This window comes from Pseudomonas alkylphenolica, from assembly GCF_016009175.1.
GTDB classification, from domain to species: domain Bacteria; phylum Pseudomonadota; class Gammaproteobacteria; order Pseudomonadales; family Pseudomonadaceae; genus Aquipseudomonas; species Aquipseudomonas alkylphenolica_B.
The window spans coordinates 128,867-146,205 of record NZ_JADUCM010000011.1 but is presented as its reverse complement, the minus strand read 5'-3'; the positions used below and the strand labels follow the sequence as shown (position 1 = coordinate 146,205).

Genomic DNA, 17,339 nt, shown 5'->3' with positions numbered 1-17,339 from the left:
TTAACGGCGGCCGCCGGTTTGCTTGAGGAAGTTGGCGAACAGCTCGTGGCCCTGCTCGGTGAGGATCGACTCAGGGTGGAACTGCACCCCTTCGATGTTCAGTGTTTTATGGCGCAGGCCCATGATCTCGTCGACCGAGCCGTCTTCAAGGGCGGTCCAGGCGGTGAGTTCCAGGCACTCTGGCAAGGTTTCACGCTTGACCACCAGCGAGTGGTAGCGCGTTACGGTGAGCGGGTTGTTAAGGCCGGCGAACACGCCCTGGTCCTTGTGGAACACCGGGCTGGTTTTGCCGTGCATGACCTGGCGCGCGCGCACCACATCACCGCCAAACGCCTGGCCGATGGACTGGTGACCCAGGCAAACGCCGAGAATCGGCAGCTTGCCGGCAAAGTGCAGAATGGCCTCGATGGACACACCGGCTTCGGTCGGCGTGCACGGGCCAGGGGAAACCACGATACGCTCGGGGTTCAGGGCTTCGATCTGGGTGATGGTCAGTTCGTCGTTGCGAATGACCTTGACCTCTGCACCCAACTCGCCGAGGTACTGCACGACGTTGTAGGTGAAGGAGTCGTAGTTGTCGATCATCAGTAACATCTGGGTTCAACCTCTTGCATCTACTGACTTTAATGACATGCCTTGCGCGTAATTGACGTACGCGGACCGCGCTGTGTGCGACGGTGATTGCCGAATGCAGTGACAGTTACAGCGGTTTGAAAAGGCAAAGCGGAACTGGGCCGGGCAAACCGGCAGGAGATAAAGTCAGGCGCGCCAACGCCAACGGGCGTGGGCCTTGATAACGCGCATCAAGAGTTTGCTGACGATCAACACGGGGTAGGTCTCATTCATACGTTCCCGCACAGTAGCCTACCGGCGCGGTCCACGCAATATGACCGAGGCATGCCGAAACGCTTTAGCGATGGAAGACGCGCGGAATGTTTTGCTAACGTCTAAAAGCTCTATCCGATAACAACAACGAAAAAGGATCTTTGCGATGTTGAAAGCGCGTGTTCTGTTGCCCTGTGCTCTCTCCCTTCTGGCCTTGGCCTGCGCCAGCGCCCATGCAGCCCCCTCCCCGTACTCGACCTTGATTGTCTTCGGCGACAGCCTTGCCGATGCCGGGCAGTTCCCCGACAGCAACGGACCGGTGGGTTCCGGCCAGCGCTTTACCAACCGGGTGGGGCCGACCTACGGCAATGGCGAAGCCTTCGGCGCGGTTTCGCCGATGTTGCTGGGGGCGAAGCTGGGGGTTGCCCCGGCCGAGTTGGGGGCATCGACCTCGCCGGTGAATGCCGCACTCGGACGCCCAGATGGCAACAACTGGGCGGTGGGCGGCTACCGCACCGACCAGATTCTCGACTCGATCACCGGCACCTCGGATGTCGTCATTCCACCCGGCAATCCCGGCGCCGGCACCGTCTTGCGCGAACGTCCAGGCTATCTGGCCGGAGGCCTGCGTGCCGACCCAAACGCGCTTTATTACCTGACCGGGGGCGGCAACGACTTCCTCCAGGGGCAGATCACCAGCCCGGCCACCGCCGCAGCCGCTGCCAATCGCCTGGCCGCCAGCGCCCAGGCCCTGCAGCAGGGCGGCGCGCAGTACATCATGGTCTGGTTGTTGCCCGACCTTGGGCTGACTCCGGCGATAAACGGCACGCCGCAGCAAGGCCCGGCCTCACAGCTGAGCAGCATTTTCAACGAGCAATTGATCGGCCAGTTGCGCCAGATCGATGCGCAAGTCATACCGCTCAATGTGCCCTTGCTGTTGCAGGAAGCCCTGGCCACCCCGGCGCAGTTCGGCCTGGCTACCGGGCAGAACCTGGTGGGTACCTGCTTCAGCGGCAACGGCTGTATCCAGAATGCAACCTACGGCATCAACAGCGCCACGCCCGACCCGAGCAAGCTGCTGTTCAACGATTCGGTTCACCCCACCAGTGCCGGGCAAGACCTGATTGCCGACTACGCGTTCTCGATTATTTCAGCCCCCTGGGAGCTTACGCTGCTACCGGAAATGGCCCACGCCAGCCTGCGCGCGCACCAGGATGAACTGCGCAACCAGTGGCAAGGCCGCTGGCAACCGGTCGGCCAATGGCAGGCCATCGTGGCTGCCGGTGGGCAGAACCTGGATATCGACAACCAGCGCAGCTCGGCCAGCGCCGACGGTCATGGCTACAACCTGACACTGGGTGGCAGCTATCGCCTGGATGATGCCTGGCGTGTAGGTGTCGCCACTGGTGTTTACCAGCAAAAACTCGAAGCCGGCGAACAAGACTCCGACTACAAGCTCGACAGCTACCTGGCCACCGCTTTCGTGCAGTACCAGCAAAACCGGTGGTGGGCTGACGCCGCGTTGACCGGCGGGCACCTGGACTACAGCGACCTGAAGCGCACCTTTGCCCTGGGCGTGAACGATCGCAGCGAAAAAGGTGATACCGATGGCGAACTGTGGGCGTTCGCTGCGCGCCTGGGATACGACCTGGCAGCACCCGGCAGCCAATGGAGCCTGTCGCCCTTTGTCAGTGCCGACTATGCGCGGGTGAAAGTCGATGGCTATGCGGAAAAGGGCACACGCGCCACAGCCTTGAGCTTTGATGACCAGGACCGTGATTCGCGGCGCCTGGGCCTGGGCTTGCAGGGCAAATACCAGGCTGGGCCAAACACCCTGCTATTCGCCGAGGCGGCTCACGAACACGAGTTCGAAGACGATCGCCAAGACCTGAGCATGCACCTCAACAGCCTGCCCGGTAATGACTTCACCCTGACCGGCTACACCCCGCAAAGCAATCTGAACCGGGCAACCCTGGGCTTGAGCCAGACACTGGCGCCGGGGCTGGCCCTGCGCGGTAGTTACAACTGGCGCAAGAGCGACGAGTTGACCCAGCAAGGAATCAACCTGGCGTTGAGCCTGGACTTCTAAAGGAGGGAAACGGCGCCCGCCGCAAGCGGGCGCCGTGGATCAGACTCAGCTGCGTGGGGTCTGCTCGGCCAGCGCTACGGCGCGGAACATTGCGCGGCGCTTGTTGATGGTTTCTTCCCACTCAAGTGCCGGCACCGAGTCGGCCACGATGCCGCCGCCGGCCTGCACGTGCAGTTCGCCGTCCTTGATCACTGCCGTACGGATGGCAATCGCGGTATCCATGTTGCCGTTCCAGGCAAAGTACCCCACCGCACCGCCGTAGACACCACGCTTGACCGGTTCCAGCTCGTCGATGATTTCCATGGCGCGGATCTTCGGTGCGCCAGACAAAGTGCCAGCCGGCAGGATCGCGCGCAGCGCGTCCATGGCGCTGAGGCCTTGCTTCAATTCGCCGGTGACGTTGGACACGATGTGCATGACGTTGGAGTAGCGCTCGATCACCATTTTCTCGGTGACCTTGACCGAACCGGTTTCTGACACCCGGCCTGCGTCATTGCGCCCCAGGTCGATAAGCATCAGGTGCTCGGCGATTTCCTTGTCATCGGAGAGCAGGTCTTCTTCCAGCGCACGATCAGCCTCTTCGGTAGCACCACGTGGACGGGTGCCGGCGATCGGGCGTACGGTGACCATGTTGTCCTCGACCCGAACCAGCACTTCCGGCGAACTGCCGACGACATGGAAGTCGCCGAAGTTGAAGAAGTACATGTACGGCGTCGGGTTGAAGCAGCGCAGCGCCCGGTACAGGTCGATCGGCGCGGCCTTGAAGTCGATGGACATGCGCTGCGACGGCACTACCTGCATGCAGTCGCCCGCCAGGATGTATTCCTTGATGGTATCGACCGCACGCTCGTAATCGCTTTGGGTGAAGCTGGAGCGGAACGTTGGCTCGGCCGCTTGCGGGCCGCCCAATTCAAGGCCACGACGTGGCGTAATCGGCTGGCGCAGCTGTTCGAGCAGTTCTTCGAGACGCGCCAGACCATTTTCGTAGGCGTTTTCCTGACCCGGATCGGCCAGCACGATCGCGTGCATCTTGCCCGCCAGGTTGTCGAACACCACCACGGCATCGGAGACCATCAGCAGGATGTCCGGTACACCCAGCGGATCCGGGTTCGGGCACTTGCCCAGACGCTTCTCGACATAGCGCACGCAGTCATAGCCAAAGTAGCCGACCAGGCCACCGTTGAAGCGCGGCAAACCGGCAATGGTCGGTACCTGATAGCGCTCTTTGAACGCTTCGACGAAGGCCAGCGGGTCTTCCACTTCATGTTGCTCGATCAGTTCACCGTCATGGGTGATCCGCACCTGGTGATCGTGCACACGCAATACGGTGCGGCACGGCAGGCCGATGATCGAGTAACGCCCCCACTTCTCCCCGCCCTGCACCGACTCGAGCAGATAGGAGTTGGCCTGGTCGGCCAGTTTCAGGTAGATCGACAACGGCGTGTCAAAATCGGCCAGGGTCTCGCAGGCCAGGGGAATGCGGTTGTAGCCGGCAGCGGCCAGGCGCAGGAATTCTTCGCGGGTCATGATAGCCTCGTGGCAAGCAGCAAATTGGATCAAACAGGCAAACAGGCCGGCAACGGCCGGCAGAGAACAGTCAGGCGCGCCAACGCCAACGGGCCAGGGCCTTGATGACTTTCATCCAGAGTTTGCCGGTAACCGCCACGATGGAATCTCGATCTGAGGGGGATTGAACGTCCGCCAACGTTATCCCAGTGGCCGAATCTAAGCAACCAGGCAACAACGCTCGCAGATCGTCGATCACCAGGCACGGCCCTTCTTCACTGATCGGCCGACCGTGGTTGTAGCCATAGGAAAGGCCCACGCACTTGACCCCGGCAGCTTTGGCCGCCAGCACGTCACTGCGCGAGTCGCCGACGAACAAAGCCTGTTCGGCCGGCACGCCGGCCATCTTCATGACGAACAACAGCGCCGCAGGATCAGGCTTTTTCTGCGGCAGGGTGTCACCACCGATGATCCAGCGAAAATAACGGCCGATCTTCATCTGGTCGAGCAAGGGGCCGACAAAGCGTTCCGGCTTGTTGGTGATCAGGGCCATCTCGACGCCCTGCTTGTGCAGCCACTTGAGCGTGTCACGCACACCGGGGTAAACCACGGTCAGCTGATGGTTGTCGGCATAGGCCTGCATGAACAGCGCCAGGCCCTTTTCGGCCTCGTCTTCATCAACGCCTGCATGGTCAAGACCGCCGGCCAGCGCCCGGCGCACGAGCACCGGGGCACCATTGCCGACCCAGTGACGAACCGCCTCGAGGCCTGCGGGCTGACGCCCCATTTCGAGCAGCATGTGATCCACGGCGGCAGCCAGGTCCGGCACCGAATCAATCAGGGTACCGTCCAGGTCGAACATCACCAGCTTGGGTAATGCACCGGGAAACAGCTGCTCGAAGCCACTCATGGGCGGGCCAGGGCCAGTTCGGCATGCATCTTGGCAATGACTTCCTCATAGTTCGGCGTGTTGAAGATTGCCGAGCCTGCAACGAAGGTGTCTGCGCCAGCGGCAGCAATTTCGCGGATGTTGTTCACATTCACTCCACCGTCGATTTCCAGGCGGATGTCACGACCGCTGGCGTCGATCAGCGCACGGGCTTCACGCAGCTTGTCGAGGGTACCTGGAATGAATTTCTGACCGCCGAACCCCGGGTTGACGCTCATCAACAGGATCATGTCGACCTTGTCCATCACGTACTTGAGGGCATCGAGCGGCGTTGCCGGGTTGAACACCAGGCCGGCCTTGCAGCCGCCGTCACGGATCAACTGTAGTGAACGATCGATGTGCAGGGTGGCTTCCGGATGGAAGGTAATGTAGCTGGCGCCTGCTTCGATGAAGTCGCCGATGATACGGTCGACCGGGCTGACCATCAGGTGCACATCGATTGGCGCGGTGATGCCGTACTTGCGAAGGGCGGTACACACCATCGGGCCAATGGTCAGGTTCGGCACGTAATGGTTGTCCATCACGTCGAAGTGAACAATGTCGGCACCGGCGGCCAGCACATTATCGACTTCCTCGCCCAGGCGAGCGAAATCGGCAGAAAGAATCGAGGGGGCAATAGCGTAGGGCTGCATGGCGCACCTGTTGGCAGAATCACGGTGGTGCGCATTGTACCTCAGGCAAGCGATCAGGGGCTGACCGGTATCAAAAGCCTACCGGAGCCCCTGCAGTCGTTTGACCATCAGGCCGGCTGCTGGGTACGCAGCTTCTCGCTGCGCCCGCGCAACCATTCCAGGGTCAGCAACAGCACCACCGAGAACGCGATCAACAAGGTGGCCGCGGCGGCAATGGTCGGGCTGAGGTTCTCGCGGATACCGCTGAACATCTGGCGTGGCAGGGTCGCTTGCTCGGGGCCGGCAAGGAAGAGGGTCACCACCACTTCGTCGAACGAGGTGGCAAAGGCAAACAAGGCACCGGAAATCACCCCCGGGGCAATCAGCGGCAGGGTCACCCGACGGAAGGTCGTCAGCGGCGAAGCACCCAGACTCGCAGCCGCTCGCACCAGGTTGTGATTGAAGCCCTGCAAGGTCGCCGACACGGTGATGATGACGAAGGGTACGCCCAGCACCGCATGTACCAGAATCAGCGAAATGAAGCTGTTGCCCAGGCCCAACGGTGCAAAGAACAGGTAACTGGCCACACCGATAATGACCACTGGCACCACCATCGGCGAGATCACCAGGGCCATGATCAGCGACTTCCCTGGGAAGTCGCCGCGGGTCAGGCCGATCGAGGCCAGGGTGCCGAAAATCATCGCCAGCACGGTCGCCGCCGGGGCGACGATGATGCTGTTCTTCAGTGCCCGCATCCACTCGGCCGAAGCAAAGAAGTCGTGGTACCACTGCAGCGAAAAACCTTGCAGCGGGTACACCAGAAAGCTGCCCGAGTTGAACGACAACGGAATGATCACCAGCACAGGCAACACCAGGAACAACAGGATCAGCCCGCAGAGGATGCGCAAGCTGTAGAACCAGACCCGTTCGACGGGCGACATGTAAGGGCTCAGCATGACAGCACTCCTCAGCTCAGGCGCAGGCGGCTGGCGCCGACCAGCCAGCTATAGATCAGGTACAGCAACACGGTAGCCAGCAACAGCAACCCGCCCAGCGCGGTGGCCATGCCCCAGTTGATGCTGGTGTTGGTATAGAACGCGACGAAGTAGCTGACCATCTGGTCGTTCGGGCTGCCCAGCAAGGCCGGGGTGATGTAGTAACCAATGGCCAGGATGAACACCAACAGGCAGCCTGCCCCCACGCCCGCGTAGGTTTGCGGGAAGTACACCCGCCAGAAGCTGGCGAAGGGGTGACAACCAAGCGAGATCGCCGCACGCATGTAGGTGGGCGAGATGCCCTTCATCACGCTGTAGATCGGCAGAATCATGAACGGCAGCAGAATGTGAACCATGGAGATGTACACACCGGTACGGTTGAACACCAGTTCCAGTGGTTTGTCGATAATCCCCAGGGCCATCAGCGCACTGTTGATCAGCCCGCCTGACTGCAGCAACACGATCCAGGCCGCGACCCGCACCAGGATCGACGTCCAGAATGGCAGCAACACCAGAATCATCAGCAGGTTGCTCTGCCGGGTCGGCAGGTTGGCCAGCAGGTATGCCAACGGGTAGGCCAGCACCAGGCAGATGACGGTGATGACGAAGCCCATCCACAGTGTGCGGGTAAAGATATCCAGGTAAATGGCCTGGTCCGGGGTGGCCTTGGCCAGCTCGCCGAGATCATCGATGCGATGGTCCAGGGCCGCCAACAGGTAAAACGGTGTGACGCTACTGGTGTTACGGCGGATTGCCTGCCAGTAGGCCGGATCACCCCAGCGCTCATCCAGTTCCTGCAGGGCTTCTTTATAAGAAGCCGGCTCGGCCTTGAATGGCAGGGCTCGGGCGGTTTTGGCCAGCAGGCTGCGGTAGCCGGCCAGTTCCATGTTCAGGCGTTTGGAGGTATCACCCAGGGTCTGGTTCTTGCGCGCCTGCCCCAGGTCTTCGCTCAGTGCCTTGTAAACCGGCTCACCCGGCAGGCCCTTGCCATCCCACTGAGCAACCGCGGCAACGGTTTGCGGCAGGCCCGTGACAACCTCGGGGTTGCCAACACTCTTGTAGAGCAACGCGGCGATGGGCACCAAAAAAACCAGCAGCAGGAACAGCGCCAATGGCGCAATCAGGGCTTGCGCCTTCCAGCGGTTGACCCGCTCGGCACGCGCCAGGCGCTGCTTGAGAGTGGAACCGGCGCCTTCATTCAGGGGCACTGCGATGGCCATAGCGAACTCCGAAATCTTGAGAACAGGAAGCGTCGGCAACGTGCCGACGCTCCATCAGCCGACCTTACTTGGCAGCCCAGGCGTTGAAGCGTTGCTCCAGTTGCTCGCTGTTGTCGGCCCAGAAGGCCACGTCGATCTGCACCTGATTGGCAATGTTTTCCGGGGTGGTCGGCATGTCTTTCTTGACCTCGGCAGACAGCAGGTCCACGGCTTTGGCATTGGCCGGACCGTAGGCGATGTTTTCCGAGTAGGTCTTTTGCTGTTCAGGCTTGACCGAATAGGCAATGAACTTCTTCGCTTCTTCGATGTTTTTCGCGCCCTTCGGGATGGCCCAGGCGTCAAAGTCGTAGATGCCGCCGTTCCACACGACTTTCAGGTTGCTTTCTTTCTGTACTGCGGCGATCCGGCCGTTGTAAGCCGAGCTCATGACCACGTCACCCGAGGCCAGGTACTGCGGCGGTTGAGCACCGGCTTCCCACCACTGGATGCTTGGTTTGAGTTCGTCGAGTTTCTTGAACGCGCGGTCCTGGCCTTCTTTGGTGGCGAGCACCTTGTAGACGTCTTTCGGTGCCACGCCGTCTGCCATCAGGGCGAACTCCAGGGTGTACTTGGCACCCTTGCGCAGGCCGCGCTTGCCCGGGAACTGCTTGGTGTCCCAGAAATCTGCCCAGCTGGTCGGCGCGGTTTTCAATTTGTCGGCGTTGTAGGCCATTACCGTGGACCATACGAAGAAGCCTACGCCGCAAGGCTGGATGGCACCCGGAACATAGTCACCCTCGTTGCCAAACAGGGCGGGGTCGAGCTCTTCGAACATGCCTTCGTCGCAACCACGGGCCAGCTCGGGCGATTCAACCTCAACCAGGTTCCAGGACACGCTTTTGGTGTCGACCATGGCTTTGACCTTGGCCATTTCACCGTTGTATTCACCCGCGACGATTTTGCCGTTGCCTGCCTTTTCCCATGGTTCGTAGAACGCTTTGGTCTGGGCGGCCTTGTTGGCGCCGCCAAAGGAAATCACGGTCAGGTCAGCCGCCGCCATGGCCTGGCCCGCCGCAAACAGCCCCAGCGTCAGCGCGGTCAACTTCAAGTGTTTGAGCATTATTATTCTCTCCACAGTACAGGGTTGGTGAAGCAAACCTTCAATTGGCTTCCAGGATCGGGTCGAGCGCGCGCGCGTGTTCAACCTCCCAGCCAAGCGGTACCACATCGCCCACGGCCAGGGCCGGGTCGAGTTCGGCAATCGGCTGCTTCACGAAGAAATCGGCCTTGCCGCAGACTTCCAGGCGGACCCGTACGTGGTCGCCCAGGTAGATGAATTCGGCCACGCGCCCGGAGAAGCGGTTAACGCAGCTCTCGCTGTGGCCATTCAGGCGCACGCGCTCGGGACGGATCGACAGGGTGACCGGCTCGCCGCTTTCACCGACATTGATCGCCAATGCCTCGACCTTTTCACCGCGCGGCAATTGCACCAGGCAACGCTCGCCGTCCTGACTGATCAGGCGGCCATTGATGCGGTTGTTTTCGCCGATGAAGTTGGCCACGAAGGTGTTCTTCGGTTCTTCATAGAGGGTGCGCGGGTCCGCGATCTGCTGGATTTCGCCCTGATGGAAGACCGCTACCCGGTCCGACATGGTCAGCGCTTCGCCCTGGTCGTGGGTGACATACACCACCGTGACACCCAGACGCTGGTGCAGGTGCTTGATCTCCATCTGCATGTGTTCACGCAGTTGTTTGTCGAGGGCGCCAAGCGGTTCGTCCATCAGCACCAGCTGCGGTTCGAACACCAGCGCTCGGGCCAGTGCCACCCGCTGTTGCTGGCCGCCGGACAGTTGCCCGGGGTAGCGCTTGGCGAAGGCATCGAGCTGCACCATGTTCAGCACGCGCTTGACCCGCTCGCTGATGTCGGTCTTGCTCAGGTTGCGCACGCTCAAGGGAAAGGCCAGGTTCTCGGCCACGGTCATGTGCGGGAACAGCGCATAGTTCTGGAACACCATGCCGATATCGCGCTTGTGCGGCGGTACGTTGTTGATCGAGCGCCCGGCCAGCTGGATTTCACCGGCAGTCGGCGTCTCGAAACCGGCCAGCATCATCAGGCTGGTGGTCTTGCCGGAGCCGGACGGGCCGAGCAAGGTCAGGAATTCGCCTTTGCGAATATCCAGGTTGAGGTCTTTGACGATCAGCGACTCACCGTCGTAGCTCTTCTGCACACCGCGGAAGCTGACCAGCACTTCGCCGGCTGCAGCGCTCGAATTCACCTCACTCATACCCGTACCTTCTTGTTGGATGACTGCCGTGTTTACAGCCTAGTGAAGGTGCGGATCGGCGCAAATCGGGGGCGGAGAGAGATTGGTATCAGCAGGATGGAAGGCTTGGGGTAGGGATTGCCCTACAAGAATGGCGTTTTTGGGTATGACATCGCGGGACAAGCACGTCCCCACAGTTCCGCGATGTCGCAAACAGAACACTCAGAGCAATTTGTGCTCCATGGCGTACTTCACCAGCTCCGCCAACGAGTTCACATTGAGCTTCTGCATCAGGCGCGCCTTGTGGGTGCTGATGGTCTTGTTGCTCAGCGCCAGCTGCTGGGCAATGTCGTTGACATTGGCGCCCTGGGCCAGACGCTCGAACACCGAAAACTCACGCTCTGACAGCAGCGAATGCAAAGGGCGGGCATCGGTCAATCCAACTTCGAAGACCATTCGGTCGGCCAGATCGGGATCAATATAGCGACCGCCCCCGGCGACCCGTCGAATCGCCGTCAGCAGTAACGCCGGATCACTGTCCTTGGTGGCATAGCCAGCAGCTCCCACCTTCAGCGCCCGCGCGGCCATCTGCGCTTCGTCGTGCATCGACAACACCAGGATCGCCGGCGGATTGCTCAAGGCACGAATCCGTGGAATGGCCTCAAGGCCATTGACCCCGGGCATGGAGATATCCAGCAATACCACTTCGCAGTCGGTATGGCGCAATGCGTCGAGCAGTTGCTCGCCGTTACCGGCCTCACCCGCTACCTGCATGTCCTTGGCCAGCCCAATCAGTTGTTTGATGCCTTCGCGAACGATGGTGTGGTCTTCGGCAACCAGAACTCGAATCACATTACCGCTCCTGTTTCAGGGGAATACCTACGCTCAGGCTGGTGCCTTCGCCCGGCTCGCTTTCCAGGGTCATTTGCCCGCCCAGCATCAGCACGCGCTCACGCATCCCGACCAGGCCGAAAGACGCCGGACGGCTTTCATCCGGGGCAAAACCGATACCGTCGTCAATCACCGTCAAGCGCAAGGTCTTGCCGTCCAGACTCAAACTGATCTGCACAGTATGCGCCTGGGCATGTCGCATGACATTGGTCAGCGCCTCCTGCAGGATGCGGAACAGCCCGATGGCCTTTGCATCGCTCAGTGGTGGCAGGTTTTCCGGCACGTCTACCAGACAAGGAATCTGCGTGCGCGCTTCGAAACGCCGCGCCTGCCATTCGATCGCCGAAGCGATGCCTGCGTCGAGGATCGGTGGTCGCAAAGCGGTGGCAACGTCGCGAACCAGCTGGAAGAGCTGGGCAATCAGGCGCTTCATGCTGGCCAAGCGCTCGTTGAGGCCGGGGTCGAGGTCGGCGTACGCCAGCTCACACATGGAGGTTTCCAGCTTGAGCACGGTCAGCATCTGCCCCAGTTCGTCATGCACTTCGCGGGCAATGCGCGCTTTTTCTTCCTCACGCACACTTTCAAGGTGCGCCGACAATTCCCGTAGCTGCTCCTGAGAGCGGGCCAGCTCCAGTTCCGCCCGCTTGCTTTGGGTGATGTCCCAGACAACACCGTCCCACACCACTCGGCCATCACCCAGGCTACGGGTACTGGCTTTGATATCGGCCCAGCGCTGCTCGCCGTCGCGGGTCAGGATTCGCCCTTGCCATGACCAGTCTCGGTCGGTGGCCAAGGCCAGGTCCTGAACGCTGTGATAATTCGCCCGATCGTCCGGGTGGACCAGATTGCGCAAGCCCATGTCCGGATGCTGCAACGCCGCCGGCGTATAACCGACCAAGGCTTCGCTACCTTCGCTGATATAGGGAAACTCCAGATCGCCCGCTGCCGGATTACGCTCCAGGCGGAACACCAGGCCCGGAACGTTACCGGCGATGCCCTTGAGTCGCGCCTCGCTTTCGCGCAAGGCGGCCAGCGCACGACGGCGCTCGGTGACATCGGTGAGAAACACCACCAGGTACTCGGCATCGCGAAAGCGCAAAAAGCTCAAGGACACGTCCACCGGGAGCATGCTGCCATCGGCGCGCAAACACTGGGTCTCGAAATGCTGGGCCGTGTCGTTGCTGCCCCGGGCGCGCTTCCACAGCTCCAGCCAGCGATCCATGTGCAAGTTGGGCTCGAAATCGATCAACGGCCGGTCGATCACCGCCCCTTCTGCATACCCCAGCATGCTTTCGGCGGCGCGGTTGGCATAGCGTACATGGCTGTCCCAGTTGACCCAAAGGATGCCCACCGTGCTCTGGTCAATCGAGAACTGGCTCAAGCGCAACGCCTCTTCGCGGGCCTGGCGCTGGTTGAGACTCTCTCTCGCCGCCAGCAGATTGTGCTCCAGCTGATGCAACTGGCGCCGCTGCCAGACTACGATGGCCGCACTGGCGAACAGCAAGGCTGCCAGCAACAAGGCCAGGTTCTGCCAGAAACCCGGGGATTCGCTAAGGCGCGGGTACTTGGGTTCCAGCCAACGCTGGTGCAATTGTTCGAGGTCCTTGGCCGGAATCGCCTGCAGGCCACGTTCAAGTATCTCGGCCAACTGCGGCCAGTCGCGGCGCGAGGCCACGCGCAACAATTGCGGCAGGCCGATATCACCGACGACAGCCAGGTCGCTGAACTCGTTTTCGCGCGACAGGCGGCTCAGCTGCGCTTCATCCACCACGGCATAGCGCGCTTGCTCGCTGAGCACCAACTGCAATGCCTGGCGCTCTTGCGGAACGCCTTGCAGATTGAGGTTTGAGTAGGTGCCACGCAGGTAGTCAGCAACGGCGCTGGGCATGCGTACGGCCACGCGCTCAGCCTCGGTGAGCTTCTCTAGATCCACCGCCACGGCGCCGCTGCGCAAACCGACGATCAACTGTGGCACACGCATATAGGGATCGGTGAATAGCCATAGGCGCAAACCCGCCGGCGTCTGGGTGAGCCCGGGGGCCAGGTCGACCTCACCGGCCACCAGCGCCCGCTCCAGCGCGGCCTGATCCGGAAAATTACGCCAGGTCAGGTCCAGCCCCAGCGAGCGGCCGAGCCAGTTCATGAGTTCGACGTTAACCCCGTAAAGCTGCTGCAGGCGACGATCGAACTGGGCAAACGGCGCCTGCAGAACCAGCCCGACCCGCAGGCTGCGGTGCTGTTCCAGCCATTGCTGCTGCGCAGGCTCCAGCACCAGGGTGGCCGGCGCTGCTGCGGGCGCGGCCCCAGCGATCAAGGACCAGCAGAAACAGCCGATAACCAACAGGCAACGCACTGATTTCATCTAAACGCTCATCATCAAAAGGAGGGTCACTGCGCGTGGCCGTCCCGGACAAATACTATTAGGCTGCCGGTATTACTCTGGCCTGGATCAATCCATGTTCGCACTCTATCGCACGACGCTTCCGGCGTTTTGCCTTTCCTTGATATTACCTTGTAGCGCACACGCGGCCGCCGCCGAAACACCAGAAGCGCCTGCAAATGCGCCGTCAGCCGCTGCCCAGCGCCAGCCACTGGCCGAACGCAGCCAGGAAGATGCCCGAGCCCTGGAACGGCAAGTGCCCCAGGCCGAACAACAGATGCTGCAAGCAGGGAACGACAATTTTCTCGCCCTGTGGAAACCGGCCAATAACAGCGAACCGGCGGGTGCCGTGATCATTCTGGCCGGGGCTGGCGAAAACGCAGACTGGCCGAAGACGGTCGGCCCATTGCGCCGCAAATTCCCGGATGCTGGCTGGCACAGCCTGAGCCTGAGCCTCCCGGATCTGGTCAGCGATAGCCCGCAAGCGCGCGTCGACACCGCACCTGCGCCCAGTGAGCCGGTAGCCACCGGCCAAAGCGCTCCGGCCAAGAACACCCCTGAAGACGCCAACGCTGGCGTCGAGAAAGCCACGGCCAACGAGGGCGAAACCAGCGATGGCGCCAGCCCGGAGCAAGCAGCAGGGTCAGAAGACAAAGCCGATGCAGAGCGGATTTTTGCCCGCCTGGATGCCGCAGTGGCCTACGCCCAGCAACACAATGCCCGCAGTATTGTCTTGCTGGGTAATGGCAGTGGTGCTTACTGGGCTGCCCGCTACCTGAGCGAACGGCAACCTGCGCAGGTGCAAAAGCTGGTGATGGTCGCCGCGCAAACACCGGCTCAAGCCGGGCAGCCTCTGGAGGCGCTAATGCCTTCATTGAAAGTGCCCACTGCCGACTTCTTCTATAAAAACCAGGCACAGTCCGGCAAATTGGCCGAGCAACGACTGCAAGCCAGCAAACGGCTCAAGGACACTGACTACCGCCAGGTCGGGTTAATTACCCTGCCAGGTAATGCCGCAGCGGAACAGGAACAATTGTTCCGCCGAGTACGCGGCTGGATCAGCCCGGAAAACGTCGACTAGAAGCCCTGACGCTTGCGGATGATCGAGTAGGCCTGGTGCAGTTCGCGGGTACGTTCTGTCGCTTCACGTACCTGGGACGGGCTTGCACCGCTGCCGACCAGCTTGTCGGGATGATGGCGGCTCAGCAGCCGCCGGTAGGCCTGCTTGATCTGGCCCGGCTCGGCATGTGCCTCGACCCCGAGCAGGTGCAAGGCATCCTGGTAACCCAGCGTGGCGCCGGTCAGGTTGGGCCGGCGGGGTTCGTACTCCAGCGCCAGTGCCTGGACCTTGTGCGCAGACCAGCCCAACTGCTGGCCCCAATCGAGCAACAGCTCACGCTCGCGACGACCGGCCCGGCCATCCGCCCAGACCATCCGCCAACAGGCACGCAACATCCCTTCCGCAGCATGCGGCTGCTGCCTTACACGACGCAGGTACACGCCCAGGCGGTCTTTGCCACTCTTGCCGCGATTGAATGCCGCGATTGCCCGTCGCCGTGCGGGCTCGTTCATCTCCAGGCGCTGCATCTCCTGACGCGCCTGCTGAATATGGCCATCAGCCACTCGACCATCACACTTGGCCAGACGGCCCAGCAGCACGAACAGCACTTCGTCGTCGCGCAACACCGGGCGCCCACCTAGCCGCTCGCGCAGATGCGCCCAGCTGTGCAGCTGCAAGCGGCGATCCATCGCCTGTCCCAGTAACGCTCCCAGCAATGCCCCTGGAATGCTGGCAATAGCGAAACCGGCCCCGGCACCAATCACTGTGCTCGGCCACAGCATGTCAGCGCCGCCCTTTGATCAATTGCTCGACCTCAGCCAGGCGCTCCTGGGTACCGACATCGACCCAATGCCCAGTAAAGTGCTCGCCCGTGACCTGCCCTGCAATCATCGCCTTACGCAGCAGCGGGGCCAGCTTGAAGGCGCCCGCACTGCAGCCGTTGAACAGCCTAGGGTCGATAACGGCAATACCGCTGTAGGTCAGGGTGTCAGCGCCTTCGTGACCATCTGTGACCAGCCCTTGTTGCAGGCAGAAATCACCTTTGCCGTGATGGCCCGGGTTGTCGACCAGCACCAGATGGGCAAGACCGGCGGGCTGTTGCGGCAAACGGCTGAAGTCGTAGTCGGTCCAGACATCACCGTTGACCAGGACAAAGGGCTCATTACCGAGCAACGGCAAGGCCTTGAAGATTCCGCCACCGGTCTCAAGCGGCTCGCCCTCCGGAGAGTAACTGATGTTCAAGCCCCAACCGGCACCGTTGCCCAAGTGCGCTTCGATCTGCTCGCCCAGCCAGGCATGGTTGATCACCACGTCCTTGAAGCCTGCAGCCAGCAGCGCGCGCAGGTGGTACTCGATCAGCGGCACACCCGCGACCGGCAGCAGCGGCTTTGGCGTGTGCAGAGTCAGCGGACGCATCCGCTCCCCTTTGCCTGCAGCAAGTATCATGGCTTTCATGGACGCGCTCCGCCCGCTGCCACCAGGCTCTCGATCAGTTCATCCAGCTCGGCCAGCTCAGGGCGGCGAGCGATCACTTCATCTATATAGGCGAAAAAGCGCGGTACGTCGGTCAGGTAGCGGGGTTTGCCGTCGCGGTGGCAGATGCGCGCGAAAATACCGATGACCTTGAGGTGACGCTGCACCCCCATCAGGTCGCTGGCGCGGTAGAAGCCTTCGAAATCAGCCTGTACCGGAATGCCTTTGGCCTGCGCACGCTGCCAGTAATCTCTCAGCCAGCCCTCTACCCTAGCTTGCGGCCAGCTCAGGAACGCATCCTTGAACAGGCAGGTAATGTCATAGGTGACCGGCCCGTAAACGGCATCCTGGAAGTCCAGCACGCCCGGGTTCGGGACGCTTTGCATCAGGTTGCGCGGCATGTAGTCGCGATGCACCAATACCTTGGGTTGTGCCAGGGCACTGTCGATCAGCAGGGTAGAGATACGTTGCCAGGCCGCCAATTGCGTGTCGGTGAAGCCAATTCCCAGCTCGCGCCCTACGTACCACTCCGGGAACAGTTCCAGCTCACGGCGCAGCAACGCCACGTCATAGCTGGGCAACGGGGTGTCCATCGGCAACTGCTGGAACGCCAGCAACGCTTCGATGGCATCGCTGAACAGCGCATCGGCATTATCGGCGTTGATCACGTCAAGGTAAGTCTGGGTGCCCAGGTCACTCAGCAGCAGGAAGCCGCGCTCCAGATCTTCGGCGTGAATCACCGGGACATTGACGTCCGCACGGGCCAGCAGATGGGCAATATCAACAAAAGGACGGCAGTTTTCCTGCGGAGGCGGTGCGTCCATCACCACAAAACTGCGGCCGTCGGCCTGCCAGCGAAAGTAGCGGCGAAAGCTCGCATCGCTGCTGGCAGCCGTCAGCGTGCCCGCTGGAACGGCGCCCCAGCCCTGCTTCTGAAACAGATTCTGCAGTTGTTCTTCGAGCCAGACAGTGAGGTGTTGCAGGCGTACATCGTGATCAGGCATTACAAGGGTCTCCGACGGCCCTAGCCGTCAAGCGGGTCATGCTTTATTATCCAGCATCTTTTTCAGACCATCGAGAGGCGTGCGGCCCCACAC

Annotated in this window: 15 protein-coding genes; 2 read left to right on the top strand and 13 right to left on the bottom strand. The window is 61.5% G+C overall.

What is annotated here, in order from left to right; genetic code table 11:
- The gene (locus I5S59_RS12555) at positions 1-594 is read right to left on the bottom strand and encodes an aminodeoxychorismate/anthranilate synthase component II (protein WP_197876909.1); all 594 of its coding nucleotides are present in this window, start codon (positions 592-594) and stop codon (positions 1-3) included.
- Between the two features lie 400 nt (positions 595-994).
- Between I5S59_RS12555 and estP the strand changes: the two genes are divergently transcribed.
- Positions 995-2,914: an esterase EstP gene (gene estP / locus I5S59_RS12550; protein WP_420066454.1), complete on the top strand. Its 1,920-nt coding sequence runs from the start codon at positions 995-997 to the stop codon at positions 2,912-2,914.
- Between the two features lie 45 nt (positions 2,915-2,959).
- Here the strand turns inward: estP and trpE are convergent, their stop codons facing one another.
- The 9 genes from trpE to I5S59_RS12505 all read right to left on the bottom strand — a co-directional run bounded on the left by trpE (position 2,960) and on the right by I5S59_RS12505 (position 13,691).
- Entirely contained in the window at positions 2,960-4,441 is a 1,482-nt protein-coding gene (gene trpE, locus I5S59_RS12545) for an anthranilate synthase component I (protein WP_197876907.1), read from the bottom strand.
- 70 nt (positions 4,442-4,511) lie between these two features.
- Positions 4,512-5,330 (bottom strand): phosphoglycolate phosphatase, encoded by an 819-nt coding sequence (locus I5S59_RS12540; protein ID WP_197876906.1) that lies wholly within the window; start codon positions 5,328-5,330, stop codon positions 4,512-4,514.
- Positions 5,327-6,001, bottom strand: a complete 675-nt coding sequence (rpe, locus tag I5S59_RS12535; protein WP_128323451.1) for a ribulose-phosphate 3-epimerase — start codon at positions 5,999-6,001, stop codon at positions 5,327-5,329. Before rpe ends, I5S59_RS12540 begins: the two co-directional genes overlap by 4 nt.
- 107 nt (positions 6,002-6,108) lie before the next feature.
- Positions 6,109-6,936: an ABC transporter permease gene (locus I5S59_RS12530; RefSeq protein ID WP_128323450.1), complete on the bottom strand. Its 828-nt coding sequence runs from the start codon at positions 6,934-6,936 to the stop codon at positions 6,109-6,111.
- Between the two features lie 11 nt (positions 6,937-6,947).
- Complete coding sequence (locus I5S59_RS12525; RefSeq protein ID WP_197876905.1) at positions 6,948-8,195, bottom strand: ABC transporter permease; 1,248 nt, start codon at positions 8,193-8,195, stop codon at positions 6,948-6,950.
- Positions 8,196-8,259: 64 nt separating this feature from the next.
- Entirely contained in the window at positions 8,260-9,294 is a 1,035-nt protein-coding gene (locus I5S59_RS12520) for an ABC transporter substrate-binding protein (RefSeq protein ID WP_197876904.1), read from the bottom strand.
- 40 nt (positions 9,295-9,334) lie between these two features.
- Positions 9,335-10,459, bottom strand: coding sequence for an ABC transporter ATP-binding protein (locus I5S59_RS12515; protein ID WP_197876903.1), 1,125 nt, complete (start codon positions 10,457-10,459; stop codon positions 9,335-9,337).
- 201 nt (positions 10,460-10,660) lie between these two features.
- Entirely contained in the window at positions 10,661-11,290 is a 630-nt protein-coding gene (locus tag I5S59_RS12510) for a response regulator transcription factor (protein WP_128323446.1), read from the bottom strand.
- A 1-nt stretch (position 11,291) separates the two neighbouring features.
- Positions 11,292-13,691 carry a PAS domain-containing sensor histidine kinase gene (locus tag I5S59_RS12505; protein WP_197876902.1) on the bottom strand — a complete coding sequence of 800 codons (2,400 nt, stop codon included), beginning with the start codon at positions 13,689-13,691 and terminating at the stop codon, positions 11,292-11,294.
- Positions 13,692-13,785: 94 nt separating this feature from the next.
- On the opposite strand from I5S59_RS12505, the gene I5S59_RS12500 reads away from it, so the two are divergent.
- A complete protein-coding gene (locus I5S59_RS12500) occupies positions 13,786-14,790 on the top strand; it encodes an alpha/beta hydrolase family protein (RefSeq protein ID WP_197876901.1) in 1,005 nt (334 codons plus the stop codon).
- Here the strand turns inward: I5S59_RS12500 and I5S59_RS12495 are convergent.
- The 3 genes from I5S59_RS12495 to I5S59_RS12485 are packed head-to-tail and all read right to left on the bottom strand — an operon-like array spanning position 14,787 to position 17,246.
- Positions 14,787-15,551, bottom strand: a complete 765-nt coding sequence (locus I5S59_RS12495) for a TerB family tellurite resistance protein (protein ID WP_197876900.1) — start codon at positions 15,549-15,551, stop codon at positions 14,787-14,789. The two genes, I5S59_RS12500 and I5S59_RS12495, sit on opposite strands and share 4 nt — an antisense overlap.
- 1 nt (position 15,552) lies before the next feature.
- Positions 15,553-16,224, bottom strand: a complete 672-nt coding sequence (murU, locus tag I5S59_RS12490; protein ID WP_197876899.1) for an N-acetylmuramate alpha-1-phosphate uridylyltransferase MurU — start codon at positions 16,222-16,224, stop codon at positions 15,553-15,555.
- Positions 16,221-17,246 carry an aminoglycoside phosphotransferase family protein gene (locus tag I5S59_RS12485; protein ID WP_197876898.1) on the bottom strand — a complete coding sequence of 342 codons (1,026 nt, stop codon included), beginning with the start codon at positions 17,244-17,246 and terminating at the stop codon, positions 16,221-16,223. The genes murU and I5S59_RS12485 overlap by 4 nt, the downstream gene beginning before the upstream one ends.
- Positions 17,247-17,339 lie beyond the last annotated feature (93 nt).

Excerpts from the sequence above, each read along its gene's own strand:
- I5S59_RS12505 (WP_197876902.1), bottom strand. The coding sequence starts at position 13,691 with ATGAAATCAGTGCGTTGCCTGTTGGTTATCGGCTGTTTCTGCTGGTCC.
- I5S59_RS12495 (WP_197876900.1), bottom strand. The coding sequence starts at position 15,551 with ATGCTGTGGCCGAGCACAGTGATTGGTGCCGGGGCCGGTTTCGCTATT.
- murU (WP_197876899.1), bottom strand. The coding sequence starts at position 16,224 with ATGAAAGCCATGATACTTGCTGCAGGCAAAGGGGAGCGGATGCGTCCG.
- I5S59_RS12500 (WP_197876901.1), top strand. The coding sequence starts at position 13,786 with ATGTTCGCACTCTATCGCACGACGCTTCCGGCGTTTTGCCTTTCCTTG.
- I5S59_RS12485 (WP_197876898.1), bottom strand. The coding sequence starts at position 17,246 with ATGCCTGATCACGATGTACGCCTGCAACACCTCACTGTCTGGCTCGAA.
- I5S59_RS12530 (WP_128323450.1), bottom strand. The coding sequence starts at position 6,936 with ATGCTGAGCCCTTACATGTCGCCCGTCGAACGGGTCTGGTTCTACAGC.
- I5S59_RS12520 (WP_197876904.1), bottom strand. The coding sequence starts at position 9,294 with ATGCTCAAACACTTGAAGTTGACCGCGCTGACGCTGGGGCTGTTTGCG.
- I5S59_RS12515 (WP_197876903.1), bottom strand. The coding sequence starts at position 10,459 with ATGAGTGAGGTGAATTCGAGCGCTGCAGCCGGCGAAGTGCTGGTCAGC.
- I5S59_RS12525 (WP_197876905.1), bottom strand. The coding sequence starts at position 8,195 with ATGGCCATCGCAGTGCCCCTGAATGAAGGCGCCGGTTCCACTCTCAAG.
- I5S59_RS12540 (WP_197876906.1), bottom strand. The coding sequence starts at position 5,330 with ATGAGTGGCTTCGAGCAGCTGTTTCCCGGTGCATTACCCAAGCTGGTG.
- trpE (WP_197876907.1), bottom strand. The coding sequence starts at position 4,441 with ATGACCCGCGAAGAATTCCTGCGCCTGGCCGCTGCCGGCTACAACCGC.
- rpe (WP_128323451.1), bottom strand. The coding sequence starts at position 6,001 with ATGCAGCCCTACGCTATTGCCCCCTCGATTCTTTCTGCCGATTTCGCT.
- I5S59_RS12555 (WP_197876909.1), bottom strand. The coding sequence starts at position 594 with ATGTTACTGATGATCGACAACTACGACTCCTTCACCTACAACGTCGTG.